This window comes from Uliginosibacterium sp. TH139, from assembly GCF_002855595.1.
GTDB lineage: Bacteria > Pseudomonadota > Gammaproteobacteria > Burkholderiales > Rhodocyclaceae > Uliginosibacterium > Uliginosibacterium aquaticum.
In genome coordinates this window covers 211,322-229,453 of the sequence record NZ_PKRR01000002.1, presented here as the reverse complement: position 1 = coordinate 229,453, position 18,132 = coordinate 211,322, and the positions used below count along the sequence as shown (strand labels likewise).

At 61.4% G+C, this 18,132-nt stretch carries 16 protein-coding genes and 6 tRNA genes; 14 read left to right on the top strand and 8 right to left on the bottom strand.

Annotation, left to right across the window (positions count from 1 at the left end):
• Positions 1–10 precede the first annotated feature (10 nt).
• On the bottom strand, positions 11–1,174 hold the full coding sequence (locus C0V76_RS04650) for a Do family serine endopeptidase (protein ID WP_101941212.1): 1,164 nt from the start codon (positions 1,172–1,174) through the stop codon (positions 11–13).
• A 55-nt stretch (positions 1,175–1,229) separates the two neighbouring features.
• Between C0V76_RS04650 and C0V76_RS04645 the strand changes: the two genes are divergently transcribed.
• Positions 1,230–1,976, top strand: a complete 747-nt coding sequence (locus C0V76_RS04645; RefSeq protein WP_101941211.1) for a Nif3-like dinuclear metal center hexameric protein — start codon at positions 1,230–1,232, stop codon at positions 1,974–1,976.
• Between the two features lie 70 nt (positions 1,977–2,046).
• Positions 2,047–2,523 (top strand): peptidylprolyl isomerase, encoded by a 477-nt coding sequence (locus C0V76_RS04640; RefSeq protein ID WP_101941210.1) that lies wholly within the window; start codon positions 2,047–2,049, stop codon positions 2,521–2,523.
• A gap of 209 nt (positions 2,524–2,732) precedes the next feature.
• On the opposite strand, the gene C0V76_RS04635 is transcribed toward C0V76_RS04640, so the two are convergent.
• On the bottom strand, positions 2,733–3,074 hold the full coding sequence (locus C0V76_RS04635; protein ID WP_101941209.1) for a hypothetical protein: 342 nt from the start codon (positions 3,072–3,074) through the stop codon (positions 2,733–2,735).
• Positions 3,075–3,403: 329 nt separating this feature from the next.
• Here C0V76_RS04635 and rimO point away from each other — a divergent pair, with 329 nt between their 5' ends.
• The 8 genes from rimO (at position 3,404) to C0V76_RS04595 (ending at position 6,987) form a co-directional block, all read left to right on the top strand.
• Positions 3,404–4,753 carry a 30S ribosomal protein S12 methylthiotransferase RimO gene (gene rimO / locus C0V76_RS04630; protein ID WP_101941664.1) on the top strand — a complete coding sequence of 450 codons (1,350 nt, stop codon included), beginning with the start codon at positions 3,404–3,406 and terminating at the stop codon, positions 4,751–4,753.
• A 5-nt stretch (positions 4,754–4,758) separates the two neighbouring features.
• On the top strand, positions 4,759–6,171 hold the full coding sequence (locus C0V76_RS04625) for an FAD-binding oxidoreductase (RefSeq protein ID WP_254048189.1): 1,413 nt from the start codon (positions 4,759–4,761) through the stop codon (positions 6,169–6,171).
• Between the two features lie 115 nt (positions 6,172–6,286).
• Positions 6,287–6,362, top strand: a tRNA-Ala gene (locus tag C0V76_RS04620).
• Between the two features lie 26 nt (positions 6,363–6,388).
• A tRNA-Glu gene (locus C0V76_RS04615) sits at positions 6,389–6,464 on the top strand.
• Between the two features lie 69 nt (positions 6,465–6,533).
• A tRNA-Asp gene (locus C0V76_RS04610) sits at positions 6,534–6,610 on the top strand.
• A gap of 44 nt (positions 6,611–6,654) precedes the next feature.
• Positions 6,655–6,730, top strand: a tRNA-Ala gene (locus C0V76_RS04605).
• A gap of 37 nt (positions 6,731–6,767) precedes the next feature.
• Positions 6,768–6,843 (top strand) — tRNA-Glu (locus C0V76_RS04600).
• Between the two features lie 67 nt (positions 6,844–6,910).
• Positions 6,911–6,987 (top strand) — tRNA-Asp (locus C0V76_RS04595).
• Positions 6,988–7,130: 143 nt separating this feature from the next.
• Here C0V76_RS04595 and C0V76_RS04590 read toward each other — a convergent pair.
• Both C0V76_RS04590 and C0V76_RS19515 read right to left on the bottom strand, forming a co-directional pair.
• The gene (locus tag C0V76_RS04590; RefSeq protein WP_101941208.1) at positions 7,131–7,706 is read right to left on the bottom strand and encodes a DUF3568 family protein; all 576 of its coding nucleotides are present in this window, start codon (positions 7,704–7,706) and stop codon (positions 7,131–7,133) included.
• Complete coding sequence (locus C0V76_RS19515; RefSeq protein WP_143707352.1) at positions 7,703–8,050, bottom strand: hypothetical protein; 348 nt, start codon at positions 8,048–8,050, stop codon at positions 7,703–7,705. The genes C0V76_RS04590 and C0V76_RS19515 overlap by 4 nt, the downstream gene beginning before the upstream one ends.
• On the opposite strand from C0V76_RS19515, the gene C0V76_RS19860 reads away from it, so the two are divergent.
• The 3 genes from C0V76_RS19860 to C0V76_RS04575 all read left to right on the top strand — a co-directional run bounded on the left by C0V76_RS19860 (position 8,049) and on the right by C0V76_RS04575 (position 11,537).
• The gene (locus C0V76_RS19860) at positions 8,049–8,219 is read left to right on the top strand and encodes a hypothetical protein (protein WP_158239145.1); all 171 of its coding nucleotides are present in this window, start codon (positions 8,049–8,051) and stop codon (positions 8,217–8,219) included. The two genes, C0V76_RS19515 and C0V76_RS19860, sit on opposite strands and share 2 nt — an antisense overlap.
• 119 nt (positions 8,220–8,338) lie before the next feature.
• Positions 8,339–9,682, top strand: coding sequence for a GTPase HflX (gene hflX / locus C0V76_RS04580; protein ID WP_101941206.1), 1,344 nt, complete (start codon positions 8,339–8,341; stop codon positions 9,680–9,682).
• 202 nt (positions 9,683–9,884) lie between these two features.
• Positions 9,885–11,537, top strand: coding sequence for a glycoside hydrolase family 5 protein (locus C0V76_RS04575; RefSeq protein ID WP_101941205.1), 1,653 nt, complete (start codon positions 9,885–9,887; stop codon positions 11,535–11,537).
• A 72-nt stretch (positions 11,538–11,609) separates the two neighbouring features.
• Here C0V76_RS04575 and C0V76_RS04570 read toward each other — a convergent pair whose 3' ends face one another.
• Together C0V76_RS04570 and C0V76_RS04565 are read right to left on the bottom strand one after the other, a co-directional pair.
• Positions 11,610–12,749: a glycerophosphodiester phosphodiesterase gene (locus tag C0V76_RS04570; protein ID WP_101941204.1), complete on the bottom strand. Its 1,140-nt coding sequence runs from the start codon at positions 12,747–12,749 to the stop codon at positions 11,610–11,612.
• A 70-nt stretch (positions 12,750–12,819) separates the two neighbouring features.
• Complete coding sequence (locus tag C0V76_RS04565) at positions 12,820–14,199, bottom strand: esterase-like activity of phytase family protein (RefSeq protein WP_101941203.1); 1,380 nt, start codon at positions 14,197–14,199, stop codon at positions 12,820–12,822.
• A gap of 336 nt (positions 14,200–14,535) precedes the next feature.
• Between C0V76_RS04565 and C0V76_RS19855 the strand changes: the two genes are divergently transcribed.
• Positions 14,536–14,691, top strand: a complete 156-nt coding sequence (locus C0V76_RS19855) for a hypothetical protein (protein ID WP_158239144.1) — start codon at positions 14,536–14,538, stop codon at positions 14,689–14,691.
• Between the two features lie 54 nt (positions 14,692–14,745).
• On the opposite strand, the gene C0V76_RS04560 is transcribed toward C0V76_RS19855, so the two are convergent.
• Together C0V76_RS04560 and C0V76_RS04555 are read right to left on the bottom strand one after the other, a co-directional pair.
• Positions 14,746–15,063 (bottom strand): 4a-hydroxytetrahydrobiopterin dehydratase, encoded by a 318-nt coding sequence (locus tag C0V76_RS04560; RefSeq protein ID WP_101941202.1) that lies wholly within the window; start codon positions 15,061–15,063, stop codon positions 14,746–14,748.
• Between the two features lie 131 nt (positions 15,064–15,194).
• Positions 15,195–17,846, bottom strand: coding sequence for a pectinesterase family protein (locus C0V76_RS04555; RefSeq protein WP_101941201.1), 2,652 nt, complete (start codon positions 17,844–17,846; stop codon positions 15,195–15,197).
• Positions 17,847–18,132 lie beyond the last annotated feature (286 nt).

Here is an 18,132-nt window from a genome sequence, read left to right as displayed (position 1 = left end):
TTGGCTGGCTTTAGTCCTGTGCCGATTGTGTGGGCAAAGGCCGTTGGGCTATCTGCAGCACGGCCTCCATGGTCTTGCCCTTGCGGATGATGGCGGCCTTGGCGAGTTGGCCCGGTGGCAGGCTAGCGACGGTTTCAAGCACGCCGTGAGCGTTGTTGATGGCCTTGCCATCCAGCGCGATGAGCACATCGCCTGCTTGCAGCCCACCCTTGGCGGCCGGGCTGTTGCGGGCGATGCCGGCAATCAGCGCACCTTTCTGCGGCAGTTGAAGGGCCTGGGCGAGTTCGGGCGTGATTTCCTGTACCTGAATGCCGATCCAGCCCCGAGTGACCTGCCCGTTCTTGATGATCTGCTCCATGATGCTGCGCGCCGTGCCGGCCGGAATGGCGAAGCCGATGCCCAGTGAGCCGCCGGAGCGCGAGTAGATCGCAGTGTTAATACCGACCAGCTGACCTCTGGTATCGACCAGAGCGCCTCCTGAATTGCCGGGATTGATCGCCGCATCGGTCTGGATGAAGTTCTCGAAGGTGTTGATACCAAGATCCGAGCGCCCCAGAGCACTGACAATCCCCATGGTGACTGTTTGTCCGACGCCGAACGGATTGCCGATGGCCAGCACTACATCTCCTACGCGCACGCTGTCTGCCGCTGCAAAGCTGATTGCGTGCAGTGCTGTCTTGCTGTCGATGCGTAGTACGGCCAGATCTGTCTCAGGGTCACGGCCGACAATTCTGGCTCGGTATTTCTGCCCGTCGTTGAGGGCGACCTCGATGGTGTCCGCGGCTTCGATCACATGATTGTTGGTGAGGATGTAGCCTTCGCCGCTCACCATCACGCCGGAGCCTAATCCCGAGCTGCGTTGCGGGGTGCGCTCGGGGGCGCCGAAGAAATGGCGGAAGAAGGGGTCGTTGAAGAGCGGGTGGCGGGGTGCTTCGATTTCCTTGCTGGTGAAGATGTGCACCACAGCAGGTAAGGCCGCCTGGGCCGCGTTGGCGTAGCTGTCCGCGGCGCGGACCGGGCCGGGGGGTGTCTGAGCAGAGGATTCGAGCGCTGCCGGAGGCGCTTCGAAGAGCGTGGGGCGACTCACCCATTCGGGTTTCAGGGTTGTGATCACGAAGAGTACGCCCAGCGCGATGGTCGCGGTCTGGGCAAAAATCAGCCAGAGACGTTGCATAATTCACCGTTCGCAGACGCGCTGTCTGCCGTGATCAAGTGCAGGGAGAGTTGTCATGGACCGCCAGGAACTCCAGAGGATTCTGGATACGCTGCTTGAGTGCGGCCGCTTCAACGATTATTGCCCAAACGGTTTGCAGGTGGAAGGACGCGCCGGGATTGCGCGCGTGGTCTGCGGAGTGACGGCCAGTCGGGCGTTGATCGAGCGTGCCATTGCATTGCAAGCTGATGCAATCATCGTGCATCACGGTTGGTTCTGGAAGTCCGAGGACCCGCGTGTGACCGGGATTCGTCGTCAGCGCCTGGGGCTTTTGCTAGCCCACGATATCAACTTGTTCGGTTATCACTTGCCGCTAGATGCGCATCCGGTGCTGGGGAACAATGTGCAGCTTGCACAGGTGCTGGGCTGGCAGGTCGAGTCGCCATGTGCGGAGCAGTCGCTTGTGTTATTGGGCAGCTTGCCGCATGCGATGCCTGCCGGTGAGGTGGCGCGCTCAGTGGCTGCCCGTCTCGCCCGTGAGCCGCTGCTGATCGCCGAGCCGCAACGTGTTGTCCGGCGTGTGGCGTGGTGCACCGGTGGCGCTCAGAGTTACTTCGAGCACGCGATTACTGCTGGGGCTGATCTTTTCCTGTCTGGCGAAATTTCCGAGCAAACCGTGCACCTAGCGCGTGAAACCGGTGTGGCCTACCTAGCGGCAGGGCATCATGCCACCGAGCGATATGGGGTGCAGGCATTGGCGACGTGGCTGCAGCGCGAGCATGAACTGGACGCTATCTTCGTGGATATCGACAATCCGGTTTGAGCGACCGGGTTTCCTCCAGAACCTTGTTCGGGGACAATGGCGTCCCGCCTCACTTTGCAAGAGAAAGTCCATGAAAATCACCAAAGACAGTGCTGTAACCGTAAGCATGAAGGTCAGTACAGACAAAGGAATGCCTGTCGACGATGGCAAGCGCCCGGTTTCCTATCTGCATGGTGGTTACGACAATATCTTTGCCAAGCTGGAGGAAGCCCTTGAAGGGCAGGAGCCGGGTTACCAGGTCAGCTTGTCACTGAGTGTTGAGGACTGTTTTGGCGAACGGGATGAGGCTTTGGTGCAGAGCATGCCCAAGGCCGAGTTTCCTCCTGGAGTAAAGGTGGGGGGGCAGATTCAGCGACCGGGTCCGGATGGTGAGCTGCGCTATTTCTTTGTCACCAAGATCAAGGGGCCGGTGGTGCTGCTGGATGGCAACCATCCGCTTGCCGGTCAGGCCTTGAGTTTTGTGCTCAAGGTGATTGATGTGCGCGCTGCTACTGCCGAGGAAATTGCTCACCAGCATGTGCATGGTGAGCACGGGCATCACCACTGAGAAGCTATTCACGATTTGACTGCGAGGTCGCTCATTGATAACTGAGAGGGCCCATGCGCTGCTTGGAATCCTCATTTATCAACATAAACTGCGGTTCCTGTGCTGCTCTTTACTCCGCTGACGCCCTCTCTCTACAGATCGTGAATAGCCTCTAAGATCGACTGTGACTGGCAGGGGCTCCCGAGGGGGCCCCTCTGAGCAGGGCTGACTCATTCAGACGAGTCGCTCCCCATGCCGCTGTTGTCGTCCGGGCGGATGACCGAGCTGATCACCGAGCCAGTCTTTGTGTCGAAATCAACGTATAGCAGAGCCTTGAATGCGGCGGTGTCCTCGGTCTTGTAGACCAGTGACGAAGTGCCGTTGCTCCATTTCGGAGTAGCAACCGGTTTGCCGAACATCTGGATGACTTCGTCCTTGCTTTGGCCCGCCTGTATCTGCTGGGTCTGTTTCAGGCTGACAAAGCCGGGAGCAGGCTTGGGGGCTGCGGCGAAGCTGCTCGAAATGCACAGACTGGTCAGGACTGCGAAAACGATATTGCGTGTTTTGAGCATGATGTGACTCCTTTTTTTGTTGGGGGGTGTCGCCCGGAAAAGCAGCTGACACAGCCAACTTAGTCAGCGTCGCGTCCAAAGTCCGGGGGCTGCCCGATGGTCGAAATAATGCCCTGTTCATTTTTATTGCCTTGCTGTATGGCCTTTTCGGTGTTTTTCTGCCATGAAGCGTACGTTGGGGATGCCCCCTGAGGCGAACGGGTTTTCCTTACTGTGCGTGGGGTTCTTGGCCTCAAACAGTCGGGATTCGACCTGATCCGGGCTAAAATGCAGCATCAGAGAGAGGCGTGGCCGGGTGGCTGCGCCTTGTGTTTTTTAAGGTTGAATACATGAGCAAAAATTCCACGCCCCGAGTTGGTTTTGTGTCGCTGGGCTGCCCGAAAGCGGCGAGTGACGCCGAAAGTATCCTGACTCGTCTGCGCGCTGAGGGTTACGACGTCGCTTCGCAATATCAGGGTGCCGATCTGGTGGTCGTGAATACCTGTGGTTTCATCGACGCAGCGGTTGAAGAGTCGCTCGACGCGATTGGCGAGGCGCTGGCCGAAAACGGCAAGGTGATCGTGACAGGCTGCCTCGGCGCCAAGAAAGATTCGGCGGGGCGCGGTATTGTTGAACAGACGCATCCTAAGGTGCTGGCTGTGACCGGTCCGCACGCCACGGAAGAAGTGATGACGGCGGTGCATCAGTACCTGCCCAAGCCACATGACCCCTTCACCGATCTGGTTCCACCGCAGGGTGTGCGCCTTACGCCGGACCACTATGCCTATCTGAAGATTTCAGAAGGCTGCAACCATCGCTGCAGCTTCTGCATTATCCCCTCGCTGCGCGGGGATCTTGTTTCGCGCCCGATCCACGATGTATTGCGTGAAGCTGAAACGCTGGTGAATGCCGGCGTGAATGAGTTGCTGGTGATCTCGCAGGACACCAGCGCGTATGGCGTGGATGTGAAATACCGCACCGGTTTCGTGGATGGCCGCCCGGTGAAAACCAAACTCTACGACCTGTGTAAGGAGCTCTCCGAGCTCGATGTGTGGGTACGTTTGCACTATGTCTATCCCTACCCAAGCGTGGATGACATCATTCCGTTGATGGCCGAGGGCAAAATCCTGCCGTATCTGGATGTGCCTTTCCAGCACGCCAATCCGCGCATTCTCAAGGCCATGAAGCGCCCGGCGAATGCTGAGAACAATCTCGAGCGCATTCGCCGCTGGCGCGAAATCTGTCCGGATATCACCATTCGCTCCACCTTCATTACCGGCTTCCCGGGAGAGACCGAGCAAGAGTTCGAAGAACTGCTCGAGTTCCTCGATGAAGCCAAGCTTGATCGTGTGGGTGCTTTTGCCTATTCGCCGGTAGAGGGAGCGACGGCCAATCAGTTGCCCGGCGCCGTGCCGGACGAAGTGCGCGAAGAGCGCAAGCGCCGCCTGATGGAGTTCCAGGAAGATATCTCCACCCAGCGCCTCGAAGCCAAGATCGGCCGCGAAATCGTGGTGCTGGTCGATCAGATCGACGAGGAAGAGGGCGCCATCTGCCGCTCTGAAGGCGATGCGCCGGAAATTGACGGTCTGGTGATTGTGCCGGAAGGGCAGGACATGGAGGTCGGCAAGTTCTATCAGGTGCGCGTCACGGATTGCGACGTACACGACCTCTACGCCGAGCCGGTGTGGGCAGACGAGTAAGCGTCGTGGCGCAGGCATTTCTGGCGGCGTTGCGGTCCATCGTCGGCGAGGCGAATGTGCTGACGACGGAGCCGGACTGTGCCCCCTATGAAGAAGACTGGCGTGGGCGCTACAAGGGGCGTGCATTATGCGTCGTGCGTCCGGGCTGTACCGAAGAGGTGTCTGCCGTCGTACGGGCCTGTGCGGCGGCTGGCGTGCCCATGGTGCCTCAAGGGGGCAACACCGGCCTGGTTGGTGGCGGCGTGCCACATGCAGGGGGCGATGAAGTCCTCATCTCGTTGGCACGCCTGAACCGGGTGCGCGCTGTGGACGTTGTGAATAACACCTTGACGGTGGAAGCCGGTTGTACGCTGGCTGCTGTGCAGGCCGCAGCGGCGGAGCAGGGCCGCTTGTTCCCCTTGTCTCTGGCCTCCGAGGGTTCTTGTCAGATCGCCGGCAATCTCGCCAGCAACGCTGGCGGAGTGCAGGTGCTGCGCTATGGCAACACCCGCGAGCTGACGCTGGGGCTTGAGGTTGTACTGCCTGACGGGCGGATCTGGAACGGTTTGCGTGGCTTACGCAAGGACAATACCGGCTACGATCTCAAACATCTTTTCATCGGCTCCGAAGGCACGCTGGGCATTATTACCGCGGCCGTGCTCAAACTCTTTCCTTCCCAGAGCCGCCGTGCCGTGGCCTGGCTGGCGCTGCCGGATGCCGGGGCGGCTATCCACTTGCTGGCAAGTTTGCGTCAGCGCGCAGGAGAGCGCCTCACGGCTTTTGAAATCGTTTGCTCGGCAGCACATGAGTTGGTGCTCCAGAAAATGCCCGGCAGCGTGCGTCCGCTGGCTGAACCTGCACCCTGGTATGCACTTGTCGAGCTGGTTGATAGTGATCCGGCTGCCGAGCTTGAAGCTTTGCTTGAAACTGCGCTGAGTGAGGCTTTTGAAGCTGGCTGGGTGATTGATGCCGTGTTGGCAGGCAAGGAAAGCCAGGCTCAGGCCTTGTGGGCCTTGCGCGAAAACATTTCTGAAGCGCAGAAGAAGGACGGCATCAGCATCAAGCACGATGTGTCGGTGCCGGTCAGCGCGATTCCGGCCTTTCTGCAACAGACAGATGCGGCGCTGGAAGCTGCCTTCCCGGGCGTGCGCATCGTGGCTTTCGGGCACGCAGGGGATGGCAATCTGCACTACAACCCCTCGATGCCTCAGGGGGGCGAAGCCAATGTGGCGTTCGTAGCCCGGACGACCGAGGTCAATCGCATCGTGCATGACATCGTGGCGACACTGGGCGGATCGATCTCTGCCGAACATGGTTTGGGACAGCTCAAGCGCGACGAAATCCTGCGCTACAAGAGCCCGGTCGAGATGGACATGATGCGCGCCATCAAGACCGCTTTCGACCCGCGTGGGCTGATGAATCCGGGCAAGCTTCTGTAGTGGGAACCCATTGCGCTGGGTGACTGAATGGCGATGCGCTTTCATGCAAATAACTTCGCGAAATGGTCTTGACGAGGTGCCGATCGCTGTCTAGAATCTCGCTTCTTCGCTGGACGGGGGTATAGCTCAGCTGGGAGAGCGCTTGCATGGCATGCAAGAGGTCATCGGTTCGATCCCGTTTACCTCCACCACTCCAACGAAGAAAAAGCAGTACCAGGTCCCCATCGTCTAGAGGCCTAGGACACCGCCCTTTCACGGCGATAACCGGGGTTCGAATCCCCGTGGGGACGCCAGATTCGAGGATGTTGCAATAGCCGCGCAACGTTCAGCAGTTCAAAGGCCGCAGCTTCTGCTGTGGTCATGGAGTGGTAGTTCAGTTGGTTAGAATACCGGCCTGTCACGCCGGGGGTCGCGGGTTCGAGTCCCGTCCACTCCGCCAACTTTCGACCCTTCCTTCGGGAAGGGTCGGAACCCTGTCGGTACGGGGGTATAGCTCAGCTGGGAGAGCGCTTGCATGGCATGCAAGAGGTCATCGGTTCGATCCCGTTTACCTCCACCATTTACCGACAGCGCGCAAGTGATTGCGCACAGGCCAAGTCCCCATCGTCTAGAGGCCTAGGACACCGCCCTTTCACGGCGATAACCGGGGTTCGAATCCCCGTGGGGACGCCACAGATTCGAGGGTGCCGCAGTTTGCAGCATTCGCAAGAGCAAGGAGTGCAGTTCAAACTGCGCTCATGGAGTGGTAGTTCAGTTGGTTAGAATACCGGCCTGTCACGCCGGGGGTCGCGGGTTCGAGTCCCGTCCACTCCGCCAAGAAAGCAACGCCCTGCAAAACCATGAAACCGGTTTTGCAGGGCGTTTTGCTTTGCTGAGCCGGAACTACTCTTCCTGTCTGGTGAAGTAGCGGATGAGCCTGCTTTACCTGCCATCCACTTCGGGCATGGAGAGAAAAGAGCTCAGATGGAGTCGCGGCGCTTTGCTGTGCTGCTGGTCTTGCGGCCCGGGGTGTTTGTCTGGGGCGCCGGGGCTTTGTACTTGGCCTCGTTGAGAGCGCCGCGTCGGCTGGCTTCGGCCTCTGCTTCAGCCGCTGCGATGTTCATGTTCTCCAAGATGCGCTCGACCTGAACCACGATTTCCTGAGCAGTGGCGTAATCGAGGCGGAAGAAATCCTTGCGCGCTTCTACGTCCACCCGGGTCAAATTGCCGGAGAGTGTCTCCAGGCCGATCGTGATCTTCAGTTCTCCGACCCGGGCACGGGTCTGTTGGCCGTTCAGGGTGCTGTTGACCTCATCTACCTCCAGCATCATCTTGCGCGTGGCCAGTTGCATGGCGTTATCGACCTTGCTGAGCGGCTCGCTGAAGGTGCGCGTGGCGGTGCCGGTCATCTGGTGCGACAGGCCAGCGCCTGCTCCAGCCCCAGCCAGGCTGACTGCTAATGCCGCACAACCATTCAGGCACAGCAGGGTCAGCAGGCAGACCGGCATCTTCAGACTGGAGATGAGCGTTCGGAGGGCGGTCGGGGTGTTTTTCATGATCTGGAGGGCAGGGCGTTTCGATGAGGTGCCCGGATCACTGAGCAGCCCACATGCCAGTGAAAGGGTCTTTCGCGCTCGCCTGACGAAAGCGCATTAAACGTCACTGAGCGGTTGTTTTTCCCGGTGGAGTGGCGACTTGGGGATGCTCGGCAAGCGCCGGCAGCGGACACGCTGCTGCCGATCTGCGTCACTCCTGGGCGGAGTACGCCAGTCTTCGGGACGGCGCAGGCGCCTATCAGCAAAACAGAAGTGTCGATCAGAAAATTCTGTGGAACATTCGCTTGCGTACGTTCTCTATCCATTAACTGCAATTGATGCAGCTTGTTGAGGATGGAAAACATGAATATTCGTCAGGAACTGGGCCTGCTGGCCGAATTGTATGACTCGCCGCTGCTCTCTGAGGTGAGCAAGCAGCGCGTGCGCCGCGCGCTGAATGAAGCGCAGACGGTGGCCGAACGTAATCGGGTGATGGCGGAAGTGCGGGTTAGCCTGCGCTGCCTGCTGGCTTGAGCCCGCGTGGCACAGCCTCTGCGCGTGAGTATTTCGCATTGAATGCTTGTGGGCTCGGGTTTCGGGTGCAGAGCCATGTACCATCCGGCTTCATTTGTTAGAAGAGAAGCCCCTCCCGCATGAAACAGGAAGACCAAGCCCGCCGCGCGATCATGGCTGCGGTGCAACTGCCGCAGGTTAGTGATGTCGAGTTCGAAGCTTCGCTCATGGAGCTGCGCGAACTGGCAAAAACGCTGGGCTTTACGGTGGTGAAGTGCTTTGTGCAGAAGCGCGCTGGTTTTGACCAGACTGGCTACCTCGGGGCGGGCAAGCGCCAGGAAATCGCCGAGTACGTGAATGGTGTGGCCGCTTTTGATGAACTCGATGGCACACCGCTGCTGAGCGAGCCGGAGGGCGGCGAGATCGAGGCGCTTCTGGTGGATCACGAAATTTCGCCTTCGCAGGCCCGTAACCTGGAATTGGCCGTGGGCTGCGAGGTGATGGACCGCACCATGGTCATCCTCGAGATCTTCCACCGCAATGCACGCTCGCGGGCAGCCAAGGCACAGGTCGAGATCGCGCGGCTCGGTTACATGGCGCCGCGCCTGCGTGAAGCGGCCAAGCTGGCCGGGCCACAGGGCCGCCAGCGTAGCGGCATGGGGGGCCGGGGGGCCGGTGAATCGCATACTGAACTGGACCGTCGCAAGATCCGCGACCGGATCGCCGAGCTGCAGCTCGAGATCGTTGCCATGGAGGCCGAGCGCAAGACTCAGCGTGCGCGCCGTCAGGAGCGGAAAGGCCTCGCCGGTGTCGCTCTGGTGGGTTACACGAATGCCGGCAAGTCCACCCTGATGCGGGCACTGACCGGCAGTGAGGTGCTGGTGGCCAACAAGTTGTTTGCGACGCTCGATACCACCGTGCGCGCCCTCTACCCGGAGAGCGTACCGCGGGTATTGGTGAGCGATACGGTGGGCTTCATCAAGAATTTGCCGCATGGCCTCGTGGCCTCGTTCAAATCCACGCTGGACGAGGCGCTGGATGCGGAGTTGCTGCTGCATGTGATTGACGCGAGCGACCCCGGGTTCGAGCGCCAGCTCGAAGTGACCGACCATGTGCTGGCCGAGATCGGTGCGGACGAGTTGCCGCGCATCCGGGTCTTCAACAAGATCGATTTCGTGGGCGACGAAGCCGCTCAGGCCGCCTGCACAGCCGCGCTGCGTGAAAAGTATCCGGACTGCGTGGTGATGAGTGCGCGTAATCCGGCTGACGTGGCTCGCATGCACGCTCGCATCGTGGCTTTCTTCCAGCAGGATTTGGTTGAGGGCGAGCTGCTCCTGCCCTGGTCTGCGCAACAGTTGCGCAAGGACATTTATGCCAGCTGCGCAGTGCTGGAAGAGAGCGCCAGCGAAGAGGGAGCGATTTTCCGGGTGCGCAGCGAAGCGGAAAACCTCGAGCAATTGAGAACCCTGATCGCGCAGGCCTGATCTGCCGGCCCGGTCGGTTTTATCCGGCCGGCATGAGTCCAGGTGGATTCCGGACAAACTCCGCTGGTGCGGCGTATCGCACTCGCCTGTCGGCCCACCCGCATTTCTCCGGCGTAGCCCGCATAAGCTGCGAGCGCCATTCAATCCGGGTGGCTGGCGTAGCTATTGCGCCAGGCCGCACGAATATCCGGGGAGTCCACCAATGCAAGTCCGACGCATCCTTTCTGCACTGTTGTGCGCGACCGCACTGACCTTGAGTGCGGCTGCACAGGCCTATTCGGTCAATGACAGCGGCCGTCTGCTCAATGCCCAGGGCCAGGAAATCCGCCTCAACGGCGTGAACTGGTTCGGTTTCGAAACCACCAACTACACCCTGCACGGGCTGTGGACGATCAACTGGAAAGACTCGATCGCCCAGATCAAGGCCAGTGGTTTCAACGCTGTGCGCCTGCCGTTCTGCCCTAATACCCTGCGTGGCGTGGCCCCCAACAGCATCAATTATTCGGCCAACCCGGATCTTTCCGGACTGAACTCGCTGCAATTGCTCGACAAGGTGGTGAAGCAGCTCTCAGCGGAAGGCATGTATGTGCTGCTGGATCATCACCGCCCGGACTGCAACGCGATTTCCGAGCTGTGGTACACCGACAGCTACACCGAAGCACAGTGGATTGCCGATCTCAAGTTCGTGGCGGATCGCTACAAGAGCGTCGCCGGCGTGATTGGCCTAGATCTGAAGAACGAGCCGCATGGGGCGGCAAGCTGGGGCAACAGCAAGGCCACCACGGACTGGAACAAGGCCGCCGAGCGTGCAGCCAAGGCCGTGCTGGCAGTGGCGCCGGACTGGCTGATGTTCGTTGAAGGCATCAGCGCCAATGATGGCTGCTCGGATTACCGTGCTTACTGGTGGGGCGGCAACATCACCCCGCTGAAGTGCTATCCGCTGGACATCCCGCGTAACCGCCTGGTGCTCTCGCCGCACGTGTATGGCCCGGACGTTTACATGCAGCCGTATTTCAGCGACAGCGCCTTCCCGAACAACATGCCGGCGATCTGGGATGCCCAGTTCGGTTTTGCGGCCAGCCTCAACTATGCCGTGGTGCCGGGTGAGTTCGGCGGCAAGTATGGTCAGGGTCAAGCCAAGGACAAGATCTGGCAGGACAAGCTGGTCGATTACCTGATCGAGCGCCGCATCACCAACTTCTTCTACTGGTCGTGGAACCCGAACAGCGGTGACACCGGCGGCATCCTGCAGGATGACTGGAAGACCGTGCGCAGCGACAAGCTGGCCTTGCTCAAGCGCCTGATGGTGGTGAATGCCTCGACCAGCAGCGCTTCGTCCAGCGTGGCTTCCAGCTCAGCCGCCTCCAGTAGCGCCGCTTCCAGTGCTGCGGCGTCTTCGCGTGCGGCCTCCAGCAGCAGCGTCAGCAGTGCGGCCAGCTCCTCCCGCGCCGCGTCCTCTGCGGCTGCGTCGAGCGCAATGGCTGCCAGTTCTTCGCGTGCTTCGTCCAGCGCCGCTTCATCCGCCGCCAGTTCGGCCGCCCGCAGCTCGGCAGCCAGTTCTGCAGCGAGTTCGGCGAGCAGCTCCAGCGCCGCGGGGGCCGGCTCGGTCAGCGCCAGCTACACCGTGAACAATGATTGGGGGTCGGGCTACTGCGCTACCGTGCGTCTCACCAACACCGGCAGCAGCAGTGTGACCTGGAGCGCTGCGATGAACGTGGAAGGAAAGCTCAGCCAGATGTGGAATGCCACCTGGAGCCAGAGCGGCAGCACGGTGAGCTTCAAGGGCATGGCCTGGAACGGCAGCCTGGCTGCGGGGGCGGTGAATACTTCGATCGGCTTCTGCGCCAATCGCTGAGAACGACACCAACCCAGGAAAAACGGCCCTTTACGGGCCGTTTTTCATTGTGGCGACACCGGGCGGGCGGTTTCAGCGAGTGCTGCTGAATTGCTTTACAGCGGCGCGGGCGGCTAGCGGATCGTCGCTGAAGAAGCCATCCACGCCGGCCTTCAGGTAGGCAGCGATTTCGCTGGCCATGTCGCCGCGCGCACTGGGTGAGCTGCGCTCGCCCTGGCGAAACTCGACAGGCAGGAAGGGGTTTTCCGGGCGCAGGGTCCAGATGTGGATTGCCAGCCCGGCGGCATGGGCGTCGACCACGAAGCGGCCGGGCTGCCCGAGGTGGTTGTCGGCGGTTCGTGGGATCACGATTTCCTTGTACGGGCCTACTGCGTCGGCATAACTGGCGATCTCGCGCAGGCCGGCTGCAGTGGCAAGATCGGCGTAGCTGCGCGGATCTTGGCTGGCGATGAAATCCCACGGCTTGTTGCGCGGCGTGCCATTGGCGGCCGGCGCGTTAGCCGGGTTGTCGAGCAGTTGCACCAGGGGCAGATCGGTCATGCCGCGCAGGCGCTTGAGGTTGCCCACTTCGAAGCTCTGGATGAAGACCGGTGCCTGTTTGCCGCGCCAGCCGGCCGCATGCAGGGTGGCCACCAGCGGTTCTTCGAGCGGCAGGCCGAGTTGGCGGAAGTAACTCGGATGCTTGGTTTCAGGGTAGATCGCAATGCGCTGCCCGGTCTTCTGTTCATGGGTCTTGACCAAGGCAATCACCTCATCGAGGGTCGGGATCTCGAACTGGCCGTCGAAGGCGGTATTGGCCGGCCGATTGGCTGGAATGCGTTCGCGGGCACGCAGGGTCTTGAGTTCGGTGAGCGTGAAGTCTTCGGTGAACCAGCCTTCCACCGGGATGCCATCGATTTCCTTGCGCGTTTTGCGGCGGGCGAATTCCGGATGGCGGGCGACATCGGTGGTGCCACCGATCTCGTTCTCGTGGCGGGCGACCAGCACGCCGTCACGGGTGATCACGAGATCCGGCTCGATCACGTCGGCACCTTGTTCGATGGCCAGCTGATAGGCGGCGAGGGTGTGTTCGGGGCGATGGGCGCTGGCGCCGCGGTGGGCAATCACCAGTGGCTGCGCGTCAGGCGCGCGGCCAAGGCGGAGGCTGTCGGTGGCGCAGGCAGCGAGGCTCAGGCTCATGGCGATCAGGGGCAGGAGGAAGGATGGCTGCATGGTAATCCTCGTGAATTCGGATGGGGAGGCGGCCGACCCTGCCACCGGAGAGGCAGGGCCGGGCAGGCGCTCAGCGGGCGTCGACCAGCGCACGGATATCGAGCAGGGTCAGCTCGTTGTCATCCGGCTTGCCGATCTGGCGGCCTGAGGAGTAGGGGAAGTTGTTGTCGTTCACGACCACGATGTGATGGCGGTCGACGATCGTGAGTCCCTCCGGCCCGAGGTGCGGCAGCATGAAGTTGTCTTCGTTGGGCCCCAGTTTTGCCCGGTGCTGCGGGTTGGCGATGCGGGTCAGATCGATATAGGCGATCTTGCGCACGAAGCCATCAGCGTCCAGGTTGGCCAGATCGATCTTGTAGATGCGCTTGAAGCGGGCCGGGCGGGTGAAGCAGTCGGTGCGCAGCGGCTCGGCCTGGCAGCCGGGGCCGACGCCTTCGCTGGCGTCATCGCGTTCGATCACGAGGCCGCTGCCGGCGTCCAGCAACTGGAAGTCTGCCGCCACATTGCCGGCTTCTTCGAAGCGGTACTTCCATTCGCGGCCGGTGTAGCGTTGGCTGGCCACATCAAGTTCGAGGATATGGGTATAGGGTTTGCCGTCCGCCTGCTCGAAGGCCTTGGTGGTGGCGTCGTAGAGCGGCCACTCGAACATCGGGTAGAGCGTTTTGCCGTCGGGCGACTGGGCCATCGGCTCGAAGCCGCCCGAGCGGCGTACCTGCCAGGCAGGCACGCCATCGGAGGGCAGGTTGCCGACGCGGCCATTCAGATAATGGTCCGGCGAGCGGTAGGCCTTGCCATTGACGACGGTTTCGATCACGCCCAGCACGCGGCCTTCCGGCGTGACGCGCAGCACGTAAGGCCCGAATTCGTCGCCGATCCACCATTCCTTGCCGACGACCTGGATCGACTCCACATCCAGATCGGCGCCGGTCAGGTAACGCTCCTTGCTGTTCTCGTTGAGGATGAAGAAGGGCAGCTTGCGATCCGGGTCGTGCAGGAAGATGGTCTTCTCGACCCGGGTCTTGCCACTGGCCCAGTCCACCTTGAGGCGATGCACCATCAGCAGGGCATCCTGTGAATTGATCTTGTTGCCGAAGCCGTTGTCGGTGAGGGCCAGGAAATGCTCACGGTCCAGTGCCACGATGCCGGAGAACCCCTGTACGGCCTGGCCCTTGATCGGCAGGGCTCCGCCCGAGGCGCGCGGCGCCTTCGGGTCGCCTACGGAGGTATTGGTCCGCTCCGTGCCGAGTTGATCCTTGCGGGTGCGCTCGTTATTGGCGAACTTGCCGGCCGTGGCGAACAGCGGGCCGGCGGCTTTCGGCGCCTGGGTCACGGTGTTGAAGGGCAGGCTGGCATGACCGGCGAGCTCTGCTGTGACGGCTTGTTGCGCGGCGGCCAGACTGCTCCAGGCGGCGAGCAGTGCGGCGATCAGTTGTTTATGGGCGTGATGCATCGATGATCCTCTGGGCTTGCGGATGTAAAACCCGGCACTCTGGCGGAGGGCGATGACAGGGGCGCTACGGGAGGATTGCGGGGTGGTGAATCCTGCGCACTGATCAAGCACTACGACCGAATTTCATGCACCTTGCCGGCGCCTGAAGGAAGATGATTCCCTTGCTTGCCGAGTGCTGAAACCGCATAAGAAGATTTTCTGCTCCTTGCTAGAGGCGGTTTTCCGACAGGTTGGATATTGCGCCGCAAAAAAACGGGAACGTCTTTTGCTGGGCTTCAGGTGGAAGCTGGCTGGCTTCCGGGTGATGGCACAACGTTTTCAGGCAGGGAGATGATCATGAGCACTGAAGAAAACCATGGCTATGTGGATGCTGCTGATTTCATGGCGGATGTTGAAATCGAGCGCCAGGAGTATCTGGACGAGACCCATCTGGAGAGCACCCAGTTCGGCGCCGGGCGCTGGGCTGACGAGTTCCGCAGCGTGCTCTGGTAAAGCAGACCGGAGTCGCGTTCGAGGATTGGCTGGCAGAGGCACTCTGCCAGTTTTTTATTCTGGCGTGCCCTGCGCCAGCGCGGTTTCCATGGCTTGCGCCAGACGGAAGTCCAGCTCCGTGATGCCGCCCGCATCGTGGGTGGTGAGCGCGACCTGGACGCGGTTGTACACGTTGCGCCATTCCGGGTGGTGATCCAGCGTATTGGCTGCGTCGGCCACGCGGGTCATGAAGCCAAAGGCCGCGCGAAAATCATCGAAGCGGAAGGTCTTCACGAGTTTGCCTTCCTGCACTTGCCAGGGGTGTTCGTTGTGGGTGTTCAGCGTAATCAGTGCGGCCTGGATCGCGTCATCCTCAAGCAGGGGCGGGCGCATGGCTTTCTCCTCGGTGCGGGGCAGCTTCCAGCCTAGCCGACGCCGGCACGCAAATCAGTTGCCGTGGCGTGAGCAAACGTAAAAAAAGGATGGCCGTAGCCATCCTTTTTTCATTGCCGGGGCGCGATGCCTTACGGAGTCGGCGTCCAGCCAATGGCGCTGAACACTGCGTTGCGATCGCTGAGGCCGGCGGTGCCGAGATCCGTGGCGGTGAGTTGCAGGCTGTTGCTCGAGCGGCCCGAGACCGTGAGCGGATTGCCGCTCATGTCCATGCTGCCGTACTCGCGCCAACCGGTGCTGGCGGTGGCCGTCGCCGGGTTCGGTGCCGGATTGCCGGAAACATTGGCAGCCCAGCCCAGCGGGATGATGTGGGTATCCATCTTGCAGCTCACGAAGGCGATGTTGTCTACCCAGGTGCCTGCTGCAGCGCGGGCCAGGTAGCTGGAGGCATTGCTGCCGGTAGCCACCTTCACGCCGGCGGGGCCGTCAGCGTAGGTCAGCGAGCTGTTCAGGAACACGAAGCCCTTGCCGCCGGAGTAGGTGCGGGCCTGCAGGATGTAGCCCCCCGTGCCGTTGGCATAGCTGGCGTTGCTGGCGGGGTACTGCGAGTCGCCGATCATTTCGATGATGCTGTTTTCGAACAGCGACGCGTAGTTGTTGCCCCAGATGAAGTCCACATTGCCGGACACCTTGGTGTTGTAGAACCAGGTGTAGCCCTGCAGTTGCAGCGTGTCCTGCTCGCTGTAGAAGTCAGCGTTCTTGGCGATCAGGCGGTGGCCGCTGGTCAGCGTGGCGGTGCTTGATTTGAAGAAGATGACTTCGGCCTGGTTCGAGTAGGTGCTGGCGCGGGTGTGGGTGCTCTTCAGGGTCAGCGTATCGAGCGTGAGCAGATCGCTGTTTTCCGCGAAGAACACGGCACGGCCGCCACCCGAGGTCGGCGCGCCGGTGGCGCTGGTGCCACTGCCCGAGTTCAGGGTTTCGTAGTTGTTGTACTGCAGGACCACACCGGAGCGGCTTTCGCCCTGGATGGTGACGCCGGCACGGTTGTAGAGATACAGCAGCTCGTTGTAGGTGCCGTTCTTCACCGCGATGACCGGGTTGCTGACGCTGATGTTGGTCATCACATGGTTCAGGGCGCCCTGCACGCTGCGGTAGTCAGCGCTGCTGCCGTCATCGTCCACCGTGATGGTGGTGAGCGTGGCGGCCGGTGCCGTCGATTTGGTGGTGAAGCTCCAGCCTGCGGCTTTGCCGATGCCGGCGAAAGCCTTGCCGTTGAGGGTGGCGCCGCTGAAGGCAGTGCTGGAGATGCCCACGTAGTAGCTCGTGCCGTAGGCCAGCTTGCCGCTGTGGGGCGTGATGGTCACCGTGTTGCCACTGATCTGGATCGGGGTGGTGGCCACGCCGCGCCGGTTGCTGCCGGAGACGCCGATGCTGTCGCTTTCGCCACTCAGATTGATGCGGTCGACCAGGGTGCCATCGCTCTTGAAGATGCGGATGGTGCCGGCGCTGCCCAGGGTCGGGGCGGAATCGAAAGTCAGCTTCAGATTGTCGTCGGTGTAGGCGGTGGTGGCTGCCGGGGCCGGATAGACCTGGCTGGCGCTCAGCGAGTAGGTGGCGGTGGAGTCCACGTACTGCGGGGCGATGGTGGCGGCGATCTTCTTGATCAGCGTGCTGTCCGAGCCGCTGGTGAAGGTGATGTTTGCCGTGCCGGCGGTCAGCGGGGTCAGGGTGACGGTCGTGCTGGTGCCGGTGGTGGCGCCCTTGCTCACGCTGACGACGCCGGGCTTGTCGGAGACCACGCTGAAGTCGTCCGCAGTCGTGCCATCGCTCTTGGCCGCATTCACGGTGATGGTGTAGGGGCTGTCACCCGCATCGGCCGCATACGTGGTTGCTGCCGGGCTGATCGAGAACAGCACTGGCTTGTCGGCCGGATTGCCCACCTTGATGTCGTCGATGAAGAAGGACTTGTTGTTGGTGAACAAGCCGATCTTGCCGCTGGTGAAGGTCGCGTCGGTCGTCGTGCCGAGGTTTTCGCCATCCATGTAGACGGTGATGGTGCTGCCGGAGATTTCCAGGCGCACCTTGTACCAGTTGCTGTCCTGGCTGATCGCGCGCTTGGTCTGTACGGCGCGGGTGATGGTGCCCGCCTTCATGTAACCGGCTTCAACCTGGGTACTGCCGGTGCTGTTCTGCACGTTGAGGCCGCCAAGGTACCAGTTGTTGCTCGCTGTGTAGCGACCGAGCATATAGAGCTGCTTGTTGCCGGTGGTGCCGTTGGTGAGGGGCTTGATGCGAGCCTCAACGTAGTAGTCCGCCTTGTTGCCGAGCTTGGCCGTCCACACGGTATCTTTGATCAGGGCGATCACCGCGTTGCTGGCCGTGCCGCCTGCGGTGTATTTGAGGGCCTTCGTCGTGGCGCCGGCAAAGTCGGTAGTGTCTTCTACGCTGAAGGCGCCGCCGGTGTTGGCCGTCAGATCCCAGTTGTCTGTGTTGCCGGCCTGGAAGTCATCGCAGAAGTAGAGATTGCTGCTGGTGGCTGGGCAGGTCTGGGCGCTGGCCACCGAGCTGGTGCTGGTTGCCGTGCTGGAGGCAGCGTTGGAACTGGCGCTGCTGTTAGTGGCCGCACTGGATGTGCTGGCTGACGTGCCTGCGCTCGAAGCACTGTTTGCCGAGCCGCCTGTTTCCGATGAGCCGGAGCTGCCACCGCCGCCGCAGGCGGACAGCACCAGCGCGCAGAGCAGCGTTGTTGCGGCAAGGCTGCCGCATCGCTTGATCATGTTCATTTTGTCTCCTCTTGTTTTACATACCCCGGACCCACCTGTGAGTGAGCCCGGCCACCTGCCTGCCCGCCGCATGGCGCCAGATTCTGGCGACCAGGCCTGCGGGCATCGAACTTCCCCACACCGGAGACGGCCTCTGCTTAGCGTGCAGAGGTGCCGGGGCCAGTGTGGCCATTGCGTTCAGGGGAGGGCGCCAGAAGGCGCAAAGGGCTGCCGGATCTTGCTTAGCCCCCCGGATCTGCCTGCGCCAGAAGGCCTGGCCCGCAGATGAAAACTGGATATGGCTGCT

Coding starts and splice junctions, on each gene's coding strand:
- C0V76_RS04650 (WP_101941212.1), bottom strand. CDS start 1,174: ATGCAACGTCTCTGGCTGATTTTTGCCCAGACCGCGACCATCGCGCTG.
- C0V76_RS04645 (WP_101941211.1), top strand. CDS start 1,230: ATGGACCGCCAGGAACTCCAGAGGATTCTGGATACGCTGCTTGAGTGC.
- C0V76_RS04640 (WP_101941210.1), top strand. CDS start 2,047: ATGAAAATCACCAAAGACAGTGCTGTAACCGTAAGCATGAAGGTCAGT.
- C0V76_RS04635 (WP_101941209.1), bottom strand. CDS start 3,074: ATGCTCAAAACACGCAATATCGTTTTCGCAGTCCTGACCAGTCTGTGC.
- rimO (WP_101941664.1), top strand. CDS start 3,404: ATGAGCAAAAATTCCACGCCCCGAGTTGGTTTTGTGTCGCTGGGCTGC.
- C0V76_RS04590 (WP_101941208.1), bottom strand. CDS start 7,706: ATGAAAAACACCCCGACCGCCCTCCGAACGCTCATCTCCAGTCTGAAG.
- C0V76_RS19860 (WP_158239145.1), top strand. CDS start 8,049: ATGAATATTCGTCAGGAACTGGGCCTGCTGGCCGAATTGTATGACTCG.
- C0V76_RS19515 (WP_143707352.1), bottom strand. CDS start 8,050: ATGTTTTCCATCCTCAACAAGCTGCATCAATTGCAGTTAATGGATAGA.
- hflX (WP_101941206.1), top strand. CDS start 8,339: ATGAAACAGGAAGACCAAGCCCGCCGCGCGATCATGGCTGCGGTGCAA.
- C0V76_RS04575 (WP_101941205.1), top strand. CDS start 9,885: ATGCAAGTCCGACGCATCCTTTCTGCACTGTTGTGCGCGACCGCACTG.
- C0V76_RS04570 (WP_101941204.1), bottom strand. CDS start 12,749: ATGCAGCCATCCTTCCTCCTGCCCCTGATCGCCATGAGCCTGAGCCTC.
- C0V76_RS04565 (WP_101941203.1), bottom strand. CDS start 14,199: ATGCATCACGCCCATAAACAACTGATCGCCGCACTGCTCGCCGCCTGG.
- C0V76_RS19855 (WP_158239144.1), top strand. CDS start 14,536: ATGAGCACTGAAGAAAACCATGGCTATGTGGATGCTGCTGATTTCATG.
- C0V76_RS04560 (WP_101941202.1), bottom strand. CDS start 15,063: ATGCGCCCGCCCCTGCTTGAGGATGACGCGATCCAGGCCGCACTGATT.
- C0V76_RS04555 (WP_101941201.1), bottom strand. CDS start 17,846: ATGAACATGATCAAGCGATGCGGCAGCCTTGCCGCAACAACGCTGCTC.